Here is a 15518-nt window from a genome sequence, read left to right on the forward strand (position 1 = left end):
GTTTTTGAGCAACATCTTGCCTTCTGTTAAAAGGCGACTACTTTTAGCTGCACTCATTTTTTAGTCTAAACTACAGTAATAAGAAGTCTCCGGTTGCTATGTGAATAGCTTGGGCGCAGGCCTAGTTTTGACCCGCTCAATATTGGTTGCTCGGTCGCGGCTGACCTGCTAATATTTTAAGCCGGGGTCGTTGAGATGCTGTTGCAGGGTTTGCCCGATCGCCTTGGTGTCGTCTGTCGAGCGATCGTCTACAATTAAAACTTCTAAGTTGTCCACAGACAGCGGTGTACTCTCCCTAACGGCGATCGCGCAATCCCGGATATTCTCTGCCTCGTTGTATGCTGGTACGATTACCGAAACTTTAGGGAACTGCGCGGCCGGTTCCGGTGAGGGCCTGGCGGAACTTCTGTCGGTTCGAGGCGCATATTTGACCGATCGGCGCAAATTCTTAGTGTAAGCTCTACTTACAATGAGAGAAAAAATTAGCAGGGTTAACAATATCAAAGCGAACAGACCTGAAATTTTCGGTAGACGATTTGTCTCTCTAAATATTAAAAAATATTAAAACAAAAAGCTAGTCGATCGCCCGAAAAGTTATTTTGACCGCCTCTTTTGCTATAATTTGTGAGCATCTTTCGGCTCGCCAGCACCGAGGGGTAAGACCCCTCACCCAGACAGCGGCCGAAAAGCCGAGGATAGATATCAGTTGTCAGAGGAGATTGCAATGGGCGAATTTTTTACAGTCGATGTGTTTGCGAACACGATAGCGGTACTCGGCGCTTTGGGTTTTTTCTTTTTGGGATATCAAGCTTTGCAGATGTTGAAAAGATAAAGTATGTCAGAACTGAGATGTTGCACAATTGTCAAGAACGGGCAAGATGCCCGTTCCACAAAGAATAAGTTTTATTGTGGAACAGGCATCTTGCCTGTTCCTAAACAAGTAATTGAGAATCGTGCAATATCTCAGTTAGAAGTCAGAAGTCAGAAGTCAGAAGGAAAGAAGTCAGAAGGAAAGAAGTCAGAGGGCAGAAGTCCGATGGAAGTCGGAAGAAGGAAAGAAAGAAGAACGAAAGAAACAACTATTCCCGCCCAATGCCCTGTTTTGCCAATGCCCAATGCCCTGTTTGGTCAATGCCCAGGAACACCTAATTTACCGGAAAAAGGCTATACAACTGACTCAACAGTGCAACTGTTTCTTGCGAAAATCAACCAAAAAAAGGCTGCGTTATTATCATGGTGAGCCAACTTTTAGATGGACGCTATCAAATCATTGAAGTCATAGAAACAGGAGAATTTGGACAAACATATCTTGCCAAAGATATTCGCCGTCCGGGAGAACCGCAGTGCTTTGTCAAGCACCTGCGTCCCGGTACCACCGAACCAAAATTAATTAATACTACGCGCCGTCTTTTTCAAAAAGAAGCAGAAGTTCTAGAAAAGCTCGGTCAACACGACCAAATTCCTCAGCTATTCGCTTATTTTGAAGAAAATGAAGAATTTTTCTTAGTAGAATCTTTTGTTGCCGGTCACTCGCTATCAACTGAGATTGTACCGGGCAAACCTCTAAGCGAAGAAAAGATGATTGCTTTGCTGAAGGAACTGTTAGAAATTTTAGTGTTTGTACACGGACAGGGAGTAATTCACCGAGATATTAAACCGGCAAATTTAATCCGCCGCTATTCAGATAACAAGTTAGTTTTAATCGACTTTGGCTCGGTGAAAGAAATTCACATCGCTCAAAGACAAGCGCCGGTAACTGTGCGGATTGGCACTCTGGAATATATGCCGATCGAACAATTTCAATACAACCCGCAACTCAACAGCGATATCTACGCTTTGGGAATGATTGGCATCCAAGCAATGACGGGTTTGCCGGCTTACGATTTGCCGAAACTGCGGGATTTGAAAAATTCTAATAAAGGCGAAATTGTTTGGCGGCATTTAGCCACCTGTTCCCAAGCGCTGGCTGATGTTTTGGACAATATGGTGCGCTACGATTTTCGGGAGAGGTACCAGTCGGCGGCGGAAGCTTTAGCAGATTTGAGGAAAATTGGCGATCGCTCGCGGGCACGGATTCCCAAGCTGACAATATATCGCGAAGAAGTCGATCGGCGCAGCAGCAGCCGGGGTGATATTACAGTCGTCGGTCGTAGAATATTAGATGAACTGCGCGTCAGTTTGGAATTACTGCCAGAAGAAGCAGAGGCGATTGAAGATGAGGTATTGAACCCTTACCGCAAATACAGGCAAAAAGGCGAACGCTACGAACAATCACTGCAAGAAGCAATGCAGCAAGAATATCCCTTTTCTCAGGAAACTCGCGACGAATTAAAACGCTTGCAGCAAGTTTTAGGGCTTACCGACGAAGATGCCGCGAAAATCGAAGAATTAGTCGTTCCTAAATCTTTATTCGCTAAATTGTACAAGGCGATCTCCACAGTTTTGGAGGGACACCGCAACCCCAGTGGGCCACCAGCCAGCAGCGCCCCTCAACTCGAATTGCAGGCAAGTCCGGCAGTATCCTCGCAGGTAAATCTGAACGGAAAAACCGATTTCTCGATCGGCAGCGCAGCAGTGCTTGTCCCCAAAGAAACTCGCAAATTCAATCCTTATCTCGCCGGGGCAACAATTGCAGCCATCTTAGCTGCGATCGGCGGAATTTACGGATATCTCAAGTGGCAAGAATGGCAGCAGCGAGTCCAGCAAGAATCCCAACAGCTCAATCAAATTGAAAGTCTTTATAAAGCCAGCAATTATGAAGAGTGTATCAGCCAAATACCAACTATTGCCAGCACTTCCACTAGCTATGCGTCTGCTAAAAACTTACAGGAACAGTGCCAAGCAGGTCTGCGGTGGAAGAACGCCAAAGTCAAAAATTTCGCTCAGCATTCAGATGCAGTTGGATCTGTTGCTTTCAGTCCAGACGGCTTAATGTTAGCCAGCGGTTCTAAAGACAAAACCATCCAAATTTGGGATTTAGCTACAGGCAAATCGCTCCGCACTTTTCCAGGAGATTCCTCCACCATTTGGTCGGTTGCTTTCGATTCAAACGGTACGAGACTCGCGACTGGAACAGGTTTTTGGCGAGTCATGCTGTGGGATTTAAAAACAGGGCAAGTGATTCGCAGTCTCGACCACACTGCTTCTGTTTGGTCTGTCGCTCTGAGCCCCGACGGACAGCTTGTAGCTAGCGGCAGCGGAGACAAAACCACGAAGATTTCGGATGCAGCAACTGGCAGTTTGATTCAGAATTTTCCCGACCATACAGATTTTGTTTATTCTGTTGCTTTCACTCCCGATGGAAAAAGTTTGGTTAGCGCTTCTAAGGATAAAAAAATTACAGTTGTGGATGTCGCAACAGGGGCGTTGCTCAAAACTATTGAGGGACACGGCGACGCGGTGAGGTCGGTTGCGGTTAGCCCGGACGGCAAGACAATTGTTAGCGGTTCCTACGATGAAACTATAAAGATATGGAATATCGAAACAGGAGATTTAATTCGCTCTATCAAGGGACATTCTGACGATATTGTCTCGGTTGCTATCAGCCCGGACGGGAAGTTTATTGCGAGCGGGAGCAAGGATAAAACTATTAAAATTTGGGATTTTGCTACCGGAGAGTTGCTGAATACTTTGACTGGACATTCCGATGAGGTTTATGTGGTGACTTTTAGTCCTGATGGCAAAACTATTGCTAGCGGTTCTAAAGACAATACTATTAAGTTGTGGCTGAGGTAATCAGAAGGAAGAAGGAAAAATATTCCTTGACGCACAGACTATACTTGTAGGGTGCGAAGTGCGCGCTTTACTAATACAGATAGTGTAACAATTGAAAACTTGTGTCCAGGACTGAATAAGTCAGTCAACAGTCAACAGTATCCATTAGTCACTGGTAATTTAATTGCTAAGATTAAGCTCGTTTTTTAAGGTTTGGGGAAAGCGCCAATAAGGCGTTTCTAATTGGTCGTCAGTTGGATAATTTTCAGTTGATTCCTCTCGAATTTGAAAAAAGTAGTAGAGGTTAGCCACAGTTAAATCGGATATTTCTTGCCAATTTGAGGCAGCTAAAGCTGGATAGCCAGTAGCGATCGCCTGTTGGCTGATATAAACTTGGTATCCCCGGCGGATTTCCGGCGACAAAGCGAAGGTTAGCTGGTCGCGCAAGGAGAGAAAGTGAGACTTTTGCTTTAAAGTTTCATAAAGGGAAGCTTCCGCAGCTAATACCGCGAATTTAGTGTACACGCTGCTTTTTAAACTATCGCCGGTGAGTTTATCTAAACTAGCTAACTGATGCTGCTCTTTTGGAGACAAAGTTTGCATCCAATCAACCTCATTTTGCCAAAATTCTATTACACTTAAATCATGACCGAGAATCCTAGTAACTTCAGGAAATAAAAAATCTAGTTGTGGTTCGGATTGACATCCTTTAACAACAGTTAGAAGATTTTGACGAATTTTTGATTGGAGTTCCAGCAGGCGATCGCTCACCATATCGTAGGCGCGCTGCAAGTGAAACGTAACGCCGATCGCCTGCTCGATCGCCCAAACACATTCCATTTGCCTGAGCTGTCCGGCAGAACACAACCCCTCCAACAAACTAGGATTATCATAAATTTTTAAAGCCTCAAACAGCATATCCCGCCCGCTATTAATTTCGTAATTCCGAAGTTTAATATCTGGCACTGTTAGGGCTGACTGACAGCGTTTAATAGCTTTAGAAAAAATATCGTAACCGTTAACCAGTTTCTGGCGGTGCATTTCAAAACTAGAGTCGTGAGCAACCTTAAAAATCTGCTGGATTACCTCTACTCCCCTATCTTTGAGGATGTGTCTGAGATCGATAAACCCGTCTTTAATTTTTAGCTTCTGGTGCTTTGCCTCTTCTCGGATTTTTAATACTTGGTTGAGGTTTACTGCGGACAAAACTGTGTTCGATACAGTGCCAATACCAATGACAGCAGCAGTCGCTTGCATAACTGCCAAATTAATTTTCAGACAGTTAAGCATTCTGTATATTTTTTGAAACCCCTGGTGAGTGTGAGCCACCTGCAACGGCGCCAATGTCACGTACACGGGAGCTACCAGCGGCTGTATGGGGCCACCTCCGGCTAACTGTGCGAGCAATCCTATAACTCCGCGATCGGATAGAGTTCCACTTGTTGATTGATAAAAGATTTTTGCGATCTCCACAAACTCCCCTGTCACGGGATCTCTAGCAGCAGGGAGCAATTTTCCTGTTTTGACAGCAGGCTGTACGAGGTTGCCACTATTGAGTCGAGCCTGAGTTGCAGGGGTGAATAGATAATCCATGTTGTGACTCAGCGTGCATTCAAAAAGGCAGATGTTCTGTATTGTATGCTGTTTAGGGAAACGAGGGATGAAAGGAAATGAATGAGTATCTCAAGGTATTCCAGGCTATTACCCAATTTAGCGATCGATTGTTGGCAAACGAATATCAATCCGTGGAGATTAAACAGTCAGCTACCCAACTCAGCTTAGATGTGGAACCTTGTATTGAGGAAATTAAGCAATCTGCCCTCAGACTCAAGAGCTTACTTCAGGTATGTTTCAAAGATGTATCTCAGGCTGAGGATGTCTGGAATAGTAAGCCGAGAATTGCTGGAGCATCTGCTGTTGATGTGTGGGAGCAAATGGGCGAACTAAGCGGATGCGATGTGAGAATTCGCAGTTTAGGAAAACAAGGCAAATATGATGCTGTTGCTAAAGTTCGCAAATCTTGGAGCGACAAGGCGACCAAGTTAAAAAATCAGTGGTTTTTGTGGGATAAAAGCCCTCAAGTATTTCAAAGAGATACTATTGGTTTTTTTGAAAAAGATAATTTGCACAAAGAGTTGCGGAATGAGGTTGATGCCCAAATCGAGCGAGTGAGTTTAATTATGGAACATGAACTAAGTTTAATTTTTAAAGAATTACAATCTATTGATATAGAAAAAATTGAAGTTTGTATTGAATGCTTCGACCTAAACAGTCAGTTGAAATTTAGAGAGCGTCTCCAATCAATAGGGGGAGAGATTCTATCGAAGTTTACGGAGCCACTGAAATACTTGCCGGATTCTTATATGAAGAGTTTTAGAGAAATACTGAAAGATACTGTAGATACTTTGGTTCATAAAAGCAAGATGGAAATCAGTTTGGTAGATTTTGAAGAGTCTTGTAAAGTGCTTGGATCGATCATGGATAAGTTGATTTTAGAGATTTTTGAAGAGCGTATAAAACTGGCTATTGAAACAGTAGAAAAAGCGATGAAGTTCTACAATAATCTTTTAGAGAAGCAGGCGCGTTATCAGCAAGAGACAGCCCAACAGCGAGCGGCGGAAAAAGATTGGATCGAATGCCAGCGGCAGCAACTCAGGGAAGTCCAGCAGTATATTGATGCAGTTATTAGTCATCAGTGATTAGTGATTCGTCATCAGTCATCAGTAGAGTTCTTGCAAAAGTCAAATTCACCCCCCGCAAGTCCCCCCTTCCCCTGATTAACAAGGGAAACAAGAATAATCTTGCCCCCTCCCCTTAAATTAGGGGAGGGTTGGGGTGGGGTGCTTTGTATTTTTGCCAGAGTTCTAGTCGTTAGTCATTGGTAGTTGGTAATTAGTAATACAGGCTGATACCCCATCAGGCTTTAATACTCTATGATTCTTTAGTTTTTCCCTCGGAATAGAGGCAAGTGTAGTGGCGGTTCCAACCGCAGCATCTGATAATTATACCAATTATTAATTGTCGCATATCCCCACACCGGACACGGCAATGCGGTGTCCCTACTCGCGTACTTGTCAGACGTGGTATAAGCCAGGAAAATAAAAAAATTAGACTTTAGTTTAACCTCCCACTCAAGGCTGGGGAGTTAATCTAAAATCTAAAATCTAAAATCTAAAATCTAAAATCTAAAATCGAATGACTATTGATATTGACCGCTGAGTTCGTAAACGATCGCGCCCAAAGACGCTAAGCTAGCTAAAATTAGCATTCCTGCCGGCATGAATTTTTGAGTTTTAACCAGGCGCACAATAAAGACTATTACTAAAACAGCGGAGATGGCTGCTGCTAATGTTAAACCCCAACTTTGTCCCATAAGCTGGGCGGTGCCGGCAAAAATTAGCAGCGAACCGCTAATCAAGCCCGAAATGAGCGAGGCTTGGCTTTTGGCCTTGATATAACCCATGATGCCGCCAACCAGTGTTAAAATGCCGTAGCCGATCGCCGCTGCTGTACCTAAATTCATTTTTAATCCTCCTGCATTGACTCTTTGCATCTAAATTTATACAGCGCGGCCTGCAATTAGTGTCACGAATTGTTAGAAAATTTATTAAAGCCAGTCAGGATATGTAACTGTTATACAATTGCCATTATGTCAGCCCTAACTTCTGCTGCGATCGCCCAAATCCGTTACCTCCAGCGCCAAGCAGCCTCCCTGCTGCTGTATCAGTCAGTTCTCAAAAGCCCCGCCGGTCAAGCTTTTCTGGATTTGCTGCAAGCCCTCCACCACAGCGAAGTCAGCGGTTTGGAATGTCAGGTAGCTTACGGGAACTGGTTCAAAGTTCAGGCTGCTAAAAATCTGAGCTGGAAAGATTCTCTGATTTCCGAAATTCTCAAAGACGAAAACCCTTTTTCACGACAAGCACAGCAAACAGATTTTGCAAGTTTGCCCCCCGCTTTGGTGGAGGCCGCCAGGCATGATTTACAAGTGCTGCAAAATATTTACGAATGCAGCAGCGAACAGTTGAGCAAGTGGGTGCGGGTAGCGGGTCAACTTGACGCAGTGCCTCCGATTTGGCATTCAGAAACTGTAGCAGAACCGGGAGATTTGCCGCTGCACGGGAAACTAGAAAAATGGTCGAGCGCGGCGGAATCTTTGGCAGTTTACTACCGACAGTTTGGCACGGGTTTGTTTGCTGAATATCGCGCTTTTGCGTGGCGGAGAGGGCAGTTTGCGAGTATTTCGCATCCCGATCGCATAACTTTAAAAGAGTTGGTTTGCTGCGATTGGCAGCGGGATGCTCTGGTGAAAAATACGGAGTTTTTGTTGGCAGGTTATCCGGCTTTGCACGTTTTGCTGTACGGGAGCCGCGGTTCGGGCAAGTCTTCTTTGGTGAAGTCGCTGTTAAATGAATTTGGATCTCGCAATCTGCGCTTGATTGAAGTATCTAAATCAGATTTACAAGATTTACCGCTAATTGTCGAGCAGTTGCGGGGAGTTCCTCAAAAGTTTATTATTTTTGTAGACGACCTTTCCTTTGAAGAAGATGATGATGCTTTTAAAGCTCTGAAAGTTGTTTTGGAAGGAAATGTCACTGCTCGCTCTCAAAATGTGGTAGTTTACGCAACATCTAACCGCAGGCATTTAATTCGAGAGTTTTTTGACGACAGGCCTCGCCCCCGCGATGGAGACGAAGTTCACGCTTGGGATACGGTGCAGGAAAAACTTTCCTTTAGCGATCGATTTGGCTTAACTTTAACTTTTGAACCGGCAGATCAAAACACTTATTTAACAATTGTCCGACATCTGGCAGAACTTGCTGGCATCAAACTCGCTGCTGAGGATTTGGATAACCGTGCTAAAGAATGGGCAACTCGTCGCAATGGGCGATCGGGGAGGACTGCGCGGCAGTTTGTTGATTTCCTGAAAGCAGATTTAGCCCTTTTTGACAAATAGATAGTCTGCGCTCTAGGGCGGGTTTTAGCCGATATATGGGAAGGCAATTCAGGATAGGAATTAACCCGCCCTTACAGCACACAAGGGGGAAATAAAAATCTTAATTTTTTCATAATTTTATTGATAACAACTAACTAACAAGATTTGATATAATTGTCGAAATCTCCCAAGAAACTTCCCGAGCCAGAGCACATCCTGACTCCATGAATCGACTACTAAATAATGAGGAAAATATCATGGGTTTATTTGATAAAGTATCGCAGACTCGTCAAGAAACGGACGTAACGTTAGGGCCTGCGGAAGCATTTGCGGCGATCGCGCTAATTGCCGTAGCAGCCGACGGTTACATCAATGACAGCGAAAGTAAAGCGATTAGCATGACGCTATCTCGGATGCAACTGTTCCGCAGTTATCCCGATGACGTGATGAGAAAAATGCTCGATCGCCTGCTGATGATTCTGCAACGCCAAGGAGTTGAGGTACTGTTTAATGCGGCTTTAGCAACGCTTCCCGACGAACTTAAAGAAACTGTTTTTGCTGTGACAACTGATATCGCTTTAGCCGATGGCGAGGTTTCAGAAGAAGAAGAACAACTTTTGAACGATCTTTACAGTGCCTTGGGGCTTTCCGAAGATATTGCCCTGAAGATTATAGACGTGATGTTGATTAAGAACAAAGGTTAAGAAAAAAGGGGGAGGAGTGAGGAGGGCGAATTTTACAATATAAAAAATTAGCGCCTACTTACTTAGGTGATAACTTCTCCCAAAGTGCGGGTTTACCGATATGATGGTTGGTAAAATTGCGATCGAATTTGCGATCGCCCGTTACTACCTCAAATGCCTTTCACTTACACCCGCACTGTTCGCTTTCAAGATACCGATGCTGCTGGAGTCGTTTACTTTGCTAACGTTTTGGCGATGTGCCACGAAGCTTACGAGGCATCTCTAGCAGCATCGGGAATCAATCTCAAAGCATTTTTCAGCAATTCCGAGGTTGCCTTTCCCATAATTCATGCTAGTGTAGATTTTTATCGCCCAATGTTTGCGGGCGATCGGCTGACGATTCAATTGACCCCCAAACAAGTTGCTGGCGATGAATTTGAAATTGTCTATCAAGTATTTTCTGGCGAGGTTGCAGGAAGAAGCGCAGCCAAAGCTCTTACTAAGCACGTCTGCATCAATGTAGTTAGCCGAACTCGAAAACAGCTATCTGAAGACTTAATCCAGTGGATGAGGAAATTTGAGATTCAGATTTCCAATTAGTTCTATTTTTAAATAATAGCAGGGTATGACAGTCAAATTTCTGTTTAGTTGATATTATTTCTGACTTTTTGATATTATGTCAAATCGCAATTATGCCATTGTGGGTACGGGAGCTTTAGGCGGATTCTACGGTGCTAGACTGCAACAAGCAGGTTTAGAAGTCAATTTTTTGCTGCGCAGCGATTACGATCAGGTCAAAAAACACGGTTTGATTGTCGATTCTCCCGAAGGCGACTTCACCCTACCCCATGTTCGCGCCTACCACGACGCACACAAAATGCCTCAGTGCGACGTAGTAATTGTAGCGCTGAAAACCACTCAAAATCACTTGTTGCCAAAAATATTGCCTCCTTTATTAAAGGATAACGGCGCGGTTTTAGTATTGCAAAACGGATTGAATGCCGAACCGGAAGTAGCTAAAATTGTCGGTGCAGACCGAGTGCTTGGCGGGCTGTGTTTTCTCTGTTCTTATAAAGTTGGGCCCGGTCATATCTGCCACCTAGATTACGGCACTATCACACTCGGAGAATATGCGCAAGACTACAAAGCAATCGGTATTACTGATAGATTGCACAAAATTGCTGCGGACTTTAAACGTGCTCATATTCCTATTAAAATGAGCGAAGATTTGCTATTATCAAGGTGGAAAAAGCTAGTTTGGAATATTCCTTACAACGGGCTGTCTGTAGTGTTGGATGCCAGAACCGATGAACTGATGGCTAATCCCGATACTCTGATTTTAGTCAAGGAAATCATGGGGGAAGTGATAGCGGCGGCCAAAAGTTGCGATCGCATTATTCCCGATGACTTTATCCCACATATGCTCGAATATACTGAGAAAATGAAGCCTTACCGCACCAGCATGAAAATCGATTATGATGAATCGCGGCCCCTGGAAGTTGAGGCGATTTTTGGTAATCCGATACGGGTGGCGCAGCAAGCAGGTATTAAGTTGCCCCAAATAGAGGTAATTTACCGAATGTTGAAGTTTGTGGATTTTCAAAGACAAGAAGCAGAGAAGACGAGAAGGCTATTAGGTTTGCCGTAATTTACGTCAAATAGCGGTAAGGTGCGCAATGCGCACCCTACATAAATTGATATTCGATCGCAATTTTTTGCAATTGTTCTCGATTAACTTTGCCTTGAGAATTGCGCGGCAACTGTTCGAGGATAACCCAATATTTCGGTCGCTTAAACTTGCTCAACTTATCTTCTATTGCCGCTTGCAGATTTTTGATAGTAACTTCCGAATTAGCGGGAACGTAGATAGCCGTAACGACTTGACCCCAATCTTTGTCTGGCAAGCCAATTACAGCAACATCCGCAACTAAATTAGTCGATCGCACAACGGCTTCAACTTCCGCCGGGAATACATTTTCTCCGCCTGTGATAATTTTGTCGCTGCTGCGTCCGACGATATTTAAGTAGTTATTTTTATCAAAAAATCCCAAATCGTCTAATTGGAAATATTCGCGATCGCCAAATTGTTCAGGATAATAACCCAAGGCCAAAGATTTAGCATTAACCACAATATTTCCAATTTGATTATCGCACAAAATCTCGCCATTGCCACTGCGAATAGTTATTTTAGCGTGCGGTAAACTTTGACCGGAACTGTTATTGCCCGCGAGAAAATCTTCGGGTTTTAGTGTAGCAATTTGTGAGGCAGTTTCGGTCATGCCATAACTTGGCGCTAATTTAATTTGATAGTTCCTAGCGCTTTCTAAAAGTTCCGGCCAAGCCGGAGCACCGCCCAAAAGTACAGCACGAAACCGTCCCAGCCAATTAGCTGTATCTGGGTTTTGCAGCAGCCGTTGCAGTTGAGTGGGAACTAAAGAAATGAAAAATTCTTCGGGTTGGATATTGCTTTTTTTACCATTTTCTAATTCTTTAAATGGCTGAATGACCAGTTTTCCTCCGGTAGTAAAGGAACGCATGAATTGCATTAAACCGCTGACGTGGTATAATGGCAAAACGCAGAACGAGTTGATTTTGTCAACATGAAAATATTGTTGAAAACCTTGTACTGATGCGGTTAGTGTTTCCCAAGTGTGGATGGCAAAACGGATTTTTCCTGAAGAACCGCCGGTGGGAATCATGATCGTATCAAAACCGTTTTTAGTCGGCGAATGGAATTCGGGCGAATGCAATTCGCCGCTATACAAACGAAGTCCGCCTTCGCGGATTGGGATAGGGGGATTTTTGGGAAGCGGGTATTGTCCTAACAATATGTCTGGTTGGACTAAATCAAAGACTTGTTGCCATTCTTGTTTGACCCAGTTGGGATTGCAGAGAAAAATCGGGCATTTGGCGGCGCGGGCGGCGGTGAAACTCGCCAGAAATTGCACGGGTTCTGCTTCTGCAAGGCAAATTTTTGGGGGTGTTTTCTGTGCGGGATTTTGGGTGATTTCTTGAAATAGCCGATCGACAATTCTGGCAAATTCGCGGCTGTCACCACCGACAAGCCAATTATCGGGCAAGCCAGCCGCGATATCCAGGATATTTACTGTTAGATTTGTTGCCATAGATGCTTTCACCAAGTTTCTCGATTCAAAACAATTACCTAAGCCGCCTAATTTAGTCGTGATACTAATCTAAAATCTACAATCTAAAATCGAATAATTGTCATCAAACCAGCAATCTGTGCCGAAGCCGAGTGATCTCTTGTTTAAAGACAATTGTGTTGCTAAATTTAATGCTGCTTGTCTGCCGATTTCGGTTTCAAATACTGATGAGAAAACAGCGTCTATATTGTGAGTTTGACAAAATTTTCGCAGTTGGGATGGGGAACCAGCAATCGCAGGTTTAATGACGAAAATTCCCCGCCAGCCTTGGCTGTAGCACTCTTGGATGCGATCGAGATTGGCAGCAGATTCATCAAGGGCGATTGGAGTTGCATAAATAGCATTCAATTCTACCATTTCCTGAAACTGTGTTACGGGCAGCGGCTGTTCCAAAAATTCAATGTCTGCAGAAAAATCGGGAGTTGCTTTTACCTTGTCGCAAGCTTCCAGCCATGTTTTAGCCTGCGAGTAATTGAGTCCCCCATTAGCATCTAAGCGCAAAAATGCTTTTTCGCGATCGCACAAATTGTGCATTTCTTGGATTAGCTGCTGAAAAATCTTTAATTCTTCCTCAATTGCAGCAACGCCAATTTTCCATTTCAACGTCCGATATCCCTCTAACCAAAGCATTGGTAACGCCTGCAAAGCTGTTTCACCTGCTGGCAATAAACCGCTGAACCTATTTTTTTGCATCTTCTCTCCCTTTTGGGAAAGGTGAGTTAAATGTTCGCTTTTCTCCCCCCCTTGGCAAGGGGGGGCTGGGGGGGGTGAATTTTGCTCGTTTGATAGTGCTGACTCAAAGCCAAATTGACAAGCCGGCAATTCAGCAGAAATAGCAAAAATCATCTCTGATGAAATATTACCTGGCAACTGCTGACAAAAATCTAAAGCTTGGTCAAAAGTTTCGGAACCAAACCAACTCAAAGGGGCAATTTCTCCCCAACCTATTCGACCATTCTCGCCAACAAGTCGAAGAATAATTCCCGATCGAATATCCCAAATGCCGTGACTTGTTTGCAGTGGGCGCTTAAATTTTCGCTGATAAGTGCGAAACTCGAATTGATAAAGCATTAGTTTTTTAGTTAATCATAAAATTCTCTCACAACTGTGACAAAGTTATCGATATTTTCAAAATGGATATTGTGGCCAGCTTTTGGTACAATTTCCCGAGTAGCGGCCAGACACAATTTGGCAATTTCGGTATTTATCGTTATAAATTTATCATCATATTCTCCTGCTAGCAAGAGGAGAGGGATGTTATTTTGTGCGAGTTTTTCCCAGAGAGAGGGCTGGTTGCCGGTTCCCATATTGCGGAGTGATTTGGCTAACTCTAAGGGATTGTTTGCTAAACGGGTTTTTATGAGTTTGTCGAAATTACGAGAGTTTTTTAAAGATTTGAATAAAGGGCGATCGTACCAGTTGAATAAAAAATCTTTAATGTTGCTATTTTCCAGCTTTTGTGCTAGCTGTAAATCGGCTTCTAGGCGGTGCGATCGCTCTTTTTCTGTTTTCAATCCCGGAGAAGCTGACTCTAACACTACTTTCTCGAATCTTTCGGGAAAATGTAATGTCATATAAAGTGCCAATCGCCCGCCCATTGAATAGCCCAACAACAAACATTTGTCTATTTGTAAATCATCTAATAACTCGATTAATGCTTGGGCAGTATTTGACATAGTGTAGCAACTTTCGTCGCCGTTGACTTGGGTTTTTCCGTGGCCGGGAAGGTCAACTGCTAAGCAGCAATAACTGTTAGAAAGTAAGAGAATCATCCTGCTAAAGTCTTGACTGCTGCCCGTGAATCCATGCAAAAATAAAAGTGTCGGCTGATTCTTGTTGCCAGTTAAAAAATAGTGAAAGTTATAATTATTAAATTTGTCCATATACAATTATACGATTCAATATGAGGTACGGATTGCTGAATTAAAGAAGATTTTGAGAAGTCGCCCAACTCTGCCAACTCCACCAACTCCCTCAACTTAGCAAACCATACCTCCAATTTACCCGGATTCTCGATCGCCCGATCTACAAAACAAACCCCAACGCCAGCAGCAATCCGCTCGAAAAATGCAGCGTAACTGCGATAAACTTAGAGTTGCTGACCTTTACCGGTTGGTCGTGATAGTCTGTGACATGGCGGCAAAGGTCGATCGCAAATGGCAAACTCCCAAAAATTAACAACGTCCAAATTGGGAACATTCCCAAAGCCACAAATAGCACAGTCAAAGCATAAACGCTGCCGCACAACCACTGCAATAACTGAGCACCTTTTTTCGTACCGAGTCGAACAATTGGGGATTTTTTACCCGCCCCTAAATCGTCCTCAACTTGGTGAAAGTGAGAACAAAATAAGATGATACTCGTAGTAATTCCCACGATTGCCGACGCTGCAAAATTAGTGGCAGACCAAGTTTGACTTTGACTGTAATAAGCAGCGGCGAAGGCTAGCGGCCCGAAAGTGAAAAAGCAAATAATTTCTCCCAAACCTTGATAGCCAAGACGAAACGGAGGCCCTTGATAAGTGTAGCCGAGAGCACAGCATAAAACTACTAGCAAAATTACTGTTGGGTCTTTTTGCCACCAGCTTATGGCGCAGATTCCAGACACTCCAACTGCTAAAAACAGATTGGCTAGCCCGAAAATTAAATTTTTATTTCCGGTTAAGTTAACTAGAGAATGCGCTTTGTTTTTATCGATGCCTGTTTCTGAGTCAAATACATCATTGCTGAGATTCAGCCATGCTATAATCAAAATGGCTGAAATTAAAAATGTCGAAAAAATTGACGAATTGATCGTTTGAGTTTCGGCAAAAGCAATTGCAGTTCCTACTGAAATAGGAATCACAGCAACGCTGTACATGGGCGGCTTGATTGCCGCCAGCCACAATTTACTATTTGGACGTTCAATTAACTTTGTTGTCATTACACAAACTTGATTCAATTGATAGCAGCGTAGTAATTTTACAATTTTATTGGTGAACAAAGTCTACTCTCGATCGGGTTGAGTGTGCGGGGGGCATCCACA

Annotated in this window: 14 protein-coding genes; 7 read left to right on the forward strand and 7 right to left on the reverse strand. The window is 43.7% G+C overall.

Annotation, left to right across the window (positions count from 1 at the left end):
- Nucleotides 1–168: 168 nt before the first annotated feature.
- Nucleotides 169–504, reverse strand: a complete 336-nt coding sequence (locus QUA53_RS24100) for a glycosyltransferase family 2 protein (RefSeq protein ID WP_333100228.1) — start codon at nucleotides 502–504, stop codon at nucleotides 169–171.
- Between the two features lie 331 nt (nucleotides 505–835).
- Between QUA53_RS24100 and QUA53_RS24105 the strand changes: the two genes are divergently transcribed.
- Together QUA53_RS24105 and QUA53_RS24110 are read left to right on the forward strand one after the other, a co-directional pair.
- Nucleotides 836–1240, forward strand: a complete 405-nt coding sequence (locus QUA53_RS24105) for a hypothetical protein (protein WP_333100226.1) — start codon at nucleotides 836–838, stop codon at nucleotides 1238–1240.
- Entirely contained in the window at nucleotides 1234–3735 is a 2502-nt protein-coding gene (locus QUA53_RS24110) for a protein kinase domain-containing protein (RefSeq protein ID WP_333100225.1), read from the forward strand. Before QUA53_RS24105 ends, QUA53_RS24110 begins: the two co-directional genes overlap by 7 nt.
- A gap of 159 nt (nucleotides 3736–3894) precedes the next feature.
- Here the strand turns inward: QUA53_RS24110 and QUA53_RS24115 are convergent, their stop codons facing one another.
- Nucleotides 3895–5307, reverse strand: a complete 1413-nt coding sequence (locus QUA53_RS24115) for a hypothetical protein (RefSeq protein ID WP_333100224.1) — start codon at nucleotides 5305–5307, stop codon at nucleotides 3895–3897.
- 191 nt (nucleotides 5308–5498) lie between these two features.
- Here QUA53_RS24115 and QUA53_RS24120 point away from each other — a divergent pair, with 191 nt between their 5' ends.
- On the forward strand, nucleotides 5499–6413 hold the full coding sequence (locus QUA53_RS24120; protein WP_333100223.1) for a hypothetical protein: 915 nt from the start codon (nucleotides 5499–5501) through the stop codon (nucleotides 6411–6413).
- 500 nt (nucleotides 6414–6913) lie between these two features.
- Here the strand turns inward: QUA53_RS24120 and QUA53_RS24125 are convergent, their stop codons facing one another.
- A complete protein-coding gene (locus tag QUA53_RS24125) occupies nucleotides 6914–7237 on the reverse strand; it encodes a TMEM14 family protein (RefSeq protein ID WP_333068784.1) in 324 nt (107 codons plus the stop codon).
- A gap of 126 nt (nucleotides 7238–7363) precedes the next feature.
- Here QUA53_RS24125 and QUA53_RS24130 point away from each other — a divergent pair, with 126 nt between their 5' ends.
- The 4 genes from QUA53_RS24130 to QUA53_RS24145 all read left to right on the forward strand — a co-directional run bounded on the left by QUA53_RS24130 (nucleotide 7364) and on the right by QUA53_RS24145 (nucleotide 10978).
- Nucleotides 7364–8668, forward strand: a complete 1305-nt coding sequence (locus tag QUA53_RS24130) for an ATP-binding protein (RefSeq protein ID WP_333100222.1) — start codon at nucleotides 7364–7366, stop codon at nucleotides 8666–8668.
- Nucleotides 8669–8904: 236 nt separating this feature from the next.
- Nucleotides 8905–9351, forward strand: a complete 447-nt coding sequence (locus QUA53_RS24135) for a tellurite resistance TerB family protein (protein ID WP_190739853.1) — start codon at nucleotides 8905–8907, stop codon at nucleotides 9349–9351.
- A gap of 153 nt (nucleotides 9352–9504) precedes the next feature.
- On the forward strand, nucleotides 9505–9930 hold the full coding sequence (locus tag QUA53_RS24140; RefSeq protein ID WP_333100220.1) for a thioesterase family protein: 426 nt from the start codon (nucleotides 9505–9507) through the stop codon (nucleotides 9928–9930).
- 76 nt (nucleotides 9931–10006) lie between these two features.
- The gene (locus QUA53_RS24145; RefSeq protein WP_333100218.1) at nucleotides 10007–10978 is read left to right on the forward strand and encodes a putative 2-dehydropantoate 2-reductase; all 972 of its coding nucleotides are present in this window, start codon (nucleotides 10007–10009) and stop codon (nucleotides 10976–10978) included.
- A 37-nt stretch (nucleotides 10979–11015) separates the two neighbouring features.
- Here the strand turns inward: QUA53_RS24145 and QUA53_RS24150 are convergent, their stop codons facing one another.
- The 4 genes from QUA53_RS24150 to menA all read right to left on the reverse strand — a co-directional run bounded on the left by QUA53_RS24150 (nucleotide 11016) and on the right by menA (nucleotide 15416).
- Nucleotides 11016–12455, reverse strand: a complete 1440-nt coding sequence (locus QUA53_RS24150) for a 2-succinylbenzoate--CoA ligase (protein ID WP_333100216.1) — start codon at nucleotides 12453–12455, stop codon at nucleotides 11016–11018.
- Between the two features lie 69 nt (nucleotides 12456–12524).
- Nucleotides 12525–13565 (reverse strand): o-succinylbenzoate synthase, encoded by a 1041-nt coding sequence (locus QUA53_RS24155; protein ID WP_333100215.1) that lies wholly within the window; start codon nucleotides 13563–13565, stop codon nucleotides 12525–12527.
- An 11-nt stretch (nucleotides 13566–13576) separates the two neighbouring features.
- Nucleotides 13577–14377: a 2-succinyl-6-hydroxy-2,4-cyclohexadiene-1-carboxylate synthase gene (menH, locus tag QUA53_RS24160; RefSeq protein WP_333100214.1), complete on the reverse strand. Its 801-nt coding sequence runs from the start codon at nucleotides 14375–14377 to the stop codon at nucleotides 13577–13579.
- 142 nt (nucleotides 14378–14519) lie between these two features.
- A complete protein-coding gene (gene menA / locus QUA53_RS24165) occupies nucleotides 14520–15416 on the reverse strand; it encodes a 2-carboxy-1,4-naphthoquinone phytyltransferase (RefSeq protein WP_333100213.1) in 897 nt (298 codons plus the stop codon).
- Between the last annotated feature and the right edge of the window lie 102 nt (nucleotides 15417–15518).

The organism is Microcoleus sp. Pol12B3 (assembly GCF_036701355.1).
In the GTDB taxonomy this organism is placed as follows: Bacteria; Cyanobacteriota; Cyanobacteriia; order Cyanobacteriales; family Microcoleaceae; genus Microcoleus.